The 3,256-nt window shown below is 59.9% G+C and carries 4 protein-coding genes; all 4 read right to left on the bottom strand.

The window, feature by feature from the left end; translation table 11 throughout:
* Positions 1 to 30: 30 nt before the first annotated feature.
* Positions 31 to 633, bottom strand: coding sequence for a tyrosine-type recombinase/integrase (locus J6524_RS36930; RefSeq protein WP_312002554.1), 603 nt, complete (start codon positions 631 to 633; stop codon positions 31 to 33).
* Positions 582 to 1,055 (bottom strand): site-specific integrase, encoded by a 474-nt coding sequence (locus J6524_RS36925; RefSeq protein WP_225678745.1) that lies wholly within the window; start codon positions 1,053 to 1,055, stop codon positions 582 to 584. The genes J6524_RS36930 and J6524_RS36925 overlap by 52 nt, the downstream gene beginning before the upstream one ends.
* The gene (locus tag J6524_RS36920; protein WP_225678744.1) at positions 1,052 to 2,029 is read right to left on the bottom strand and encodes a tyrosine-type recombinase/integrase; all 978 of its coding nucleotides are present in this window, start codon (positions 2,027 to 2,029) and stop codon (positions 1,052 to 1,054) included. Before J6524_RS36920 ends, J6524_RS36925 begins: the two co-directional genes overlap by 4 nt.
* The coding region (locus J6524_RS36915) for a tyrosine-type recombinase/integrase (protein WP_225678743.1) at positions 2,026 to 3,256 on the bottom strand (1,231 nt) is incomplete at its 5' end. The genes J6524_RS36915 and J6524_RS36920, both read right to left, overlap by 4 nt.

The raw sequence follows: 3,256 nt of genomic DNA, 5'->3' as shown, positions 1-3,256 counted from the left end.
GCCGCCAACTCCACATAATTTACCTGTAGGTCATAGCCTCTTCAGCCAATCAACGATGTTGATCGTCGCAGAAGAGACGTGTCCGGCACGAGGCGGTGCGAGGATCTCAGGGAACACCTGCATAAGCGCCTGGCGTTTGAGATCGATGTCCGCCCTTGCATAGGTCATCGTTGTGTTCAGCGACGAATGTCCGAGCCATTGACTAATGGTCGCGAAGTCGACGCCCGCCTTCAGAAGAAAGATGGCGGTCGTATGCCGCAAGGTATGGGGATGGATCCGCTTCTCCTGCAGCGTGCGGGTTGCTCTGGCTCCGGCTCCGATGTGCTTCTTGAGCAGGTAACGAACGCCAAAGCGGGTCAACTTGTTGCCCTGGCGGTTCACGAACAGCGGAGATTCGCTGCCCCCTGAATGAGCGGCATTGTTCGAGTGCTCTTGGAGAAGCTGTGCGGTTTGCGGCCAAATTGGACATAATCGAGTTTTGCCGCCCTTGCCGTGCAGCCGGACTTGATGAGGAGGATCGGTGCGGATGTCGCACAGCCGCAGATCGAGTATCTCCTGAACGCGGGCACCCGTGTTGAGCATCAGTGCGAATAACGCATAGTCACGCTTGCCCCGCGGCGTGGAGCGATCGATCGAATTGAGCAGCGCTTCGACTTCCTGCGGCTCAAGGTATTCGATTGGCTTGTTACGCGCGCACGTTTGAACGGTACGCCTAGCACACGCTGCAGCTCGGCTAGATAGGCGGGCTGTTCGGTTGCGAGAAAGCGAGCAAACGTATGCAGCGCCGCCAGCCGCGCATTGCGGGTGGCGACGCCATTGTGACGCTCGGCCTCCAGAAAAGCCAGGAAGTCCTGGACCTGCTTCGCTGTGAAATCGACGAGATCGAGATCCTCGATAGCCTTGGCTGTTTGCGACGAAGTAAAACGCAGGAACAGCACGATGGCATCCCGGTAGTTGCGTATGGTGTGTCGGCTGGTGCCCCGGAGCGTCGGCAGATACTCGCGGAAGAACCGCTCGATGCCCTTGCCGAGTTCGTTAGGTCTTTGGGATCTCATGCGGCACCTCCGGTGATGAGGTGGCCGAAGTGCGTCTCGAGCCGATGGCTGGCTGCGGCAGCGAGTTGCGGAATCCAGCGCAGGTAATAGGCAGTCGAAACAATCGAGATATGCCCCATGTACATCGCAAGCTTCGGCAGATTGGATTGGACATCCGCACCTTGCTGGTACCATCGCAACAGCGACCCGACCGCGAAGCTGTGACGAAAATCATGAACCCGCGGGGTTCGTCCATCGGTGCCGCAAACGTTGGCTGCTCGGAATAGCACTTGGATTCCTTGCCGCAGGCCGGTACCCGTGTAGCCGCGCACCCGCCCCCTGCTGTTGCAGAGCAAGGGGGAATCCAATGAGCGGCCCAGAGGTGGCCGAAGCCGCTTCCTGAGGTACGACCTTAGCTCCCGAGTTGCGTCCGGCGACAACGGGACGATCCGCGACTTGTGGAACTTCGACTCCCGAATGTGCAAAATGCCGTGGCGCGGATCGACATCGGCCAGTGTAAGGCGCAGCAGTTCGCCTCGACGGAGCCCTGCTGTGTAGAGCAGGACCACGGCAAGCCGCATCACGGCTGGCCGAAGCGGTGACGTTGAGGTCGGCGCCAAACGATCGGCCGCAGCCAACATCCTGGCGACGTCGGCTGCTCCAAAGATGACCGGCGATGCATGTGGACACCGACGTGGGAGGCGGTTGATATCCGGAACGAAGCAAGTTGGCTCGGTCCGCCGACGATAGAGGCAGAAGTTGCGCACGATACGCTGGCGGTTGCGCCGCGTGTTTACAGAGCAATGAGATTGTGACGCGCACCATGCCTCGAAGAGCGCTTGATCGAGGTCGGTAGAGCTGGTCTTCTCTAGAAATCGACGCAGAGCGTCGATTACGTGCTCCTCATGAACATAGGCGCGCCCGAGTGAACGTTGCCTCCGCAAATAACGGTCGACCACCTGGTTGAACGCGCTGCCCGGTAATGTCGTACTCATGCGGCGTCCTCCTCAATGCTGATGGTCGCCGTCGGCAGAGGAAGCGCGACCTCGCGCAGGGCTCTGGTCTGCAGCCGGAGATAGACACAGGTGCTCTCCAAGGTACGATGACCCATCAGATCACCGATTACCTTCACGCCGACGCCGCGGTCGAGCAGACGCATCGCAAATGAATGGCGCAGGCAGTAGGAGGATGTACCCTGCAGTGGCAGACCGCTCTGACGCGCGCGCTTTTGGTAGAGATCGGCTATCGTGTAGTGTGTGAGAGGACCCACCGGGGTGCTTGCGCGGAGGAACAGTTCAGGGCGCGACCCGCCGGACCGGCCGCGGCGCAGATAGTGTCTGAGAATACGTACGGTTTGTTCGGCCAGAGGAAGGATCAGATCTGATTTGGTCTTGCGCTGGTTGACGCGGAGCGTCCTGCTCTCCCAATCGATGGAGGCAAGCGTCAGCGCGACGATCTCCGAGGGCCGCAGGCCGTAGTGCGCCATCAAATGGAGGATTGCATAGTCGCGCCAACCAAGCCGGCTTGATCGGTCGATGGAACGCAGCAGCCGCTGGACAAGCGGCCATGCCATGGCTCGAGGCGGCAGTTCACCTCGGTAGGCGCGCGGCGCGTCAATTACGTCGAGACGCTGCTGGATCTCGCCCTGGTCGAAGCAAAACCGAAGAAAAGCACGAAGGCGAGCAACAACATGCTGGAGGGTCTGTCGTTTAATCCGCCGCGCTTCGGTCATCACGAACCGCTCGACTGCAGCGGCTGATAACGTATGCAGCGGGGCGTCAGCCGGCAAAGCGTGCGCGAGCATGCTCTTCACTGTTGCGATGTGCTGTTCTAGGGTCGCGCTGGTAAGGCCACGCACCTCCGATAGGTGTCGACTGTAGCGCTCAAGAAGTAGCGAGAACGGGATTGGTGCTGGTTCTCTGACCAGCAGCCTTCTCGCGGTAAGAAACCGTTCAACGGCGCATCGGGTGCCTTGCAATGACGCGGAGGCAAATGCTTGCGACAAAAACCTTCCTGAAACGCCGCCCCCCCAATCAAGCGGCGCTGAACCCATCAGGTCGAGGGCTTCCTTTAGCCCTCGTACGTGACGGCGGGCTGTGGGTCGGGCGTACTTAGCCGAGATGAGCCAAGTGGCGAAATCTTCCAACAAGGTGCCATTGGACGATCCCGAGTAACACGCGTGAACCTTCGGGAATAAGTGTTCGAGCATGGTTGCCCCCTTT

The organism is Bradyrhizobium hereditatis, from assembly GCF_020329435.1.
Lineage (GTDB): Bacteria > Pseudomonadota > Alphaproteobacteria > Rhizobiales > Xanthobacteraceae > Bradyrhizobium > Bradyrhizobium hereditatis.
This window is presented reverse-complemented; position numbering and strand designations above follow the sequence as displayed.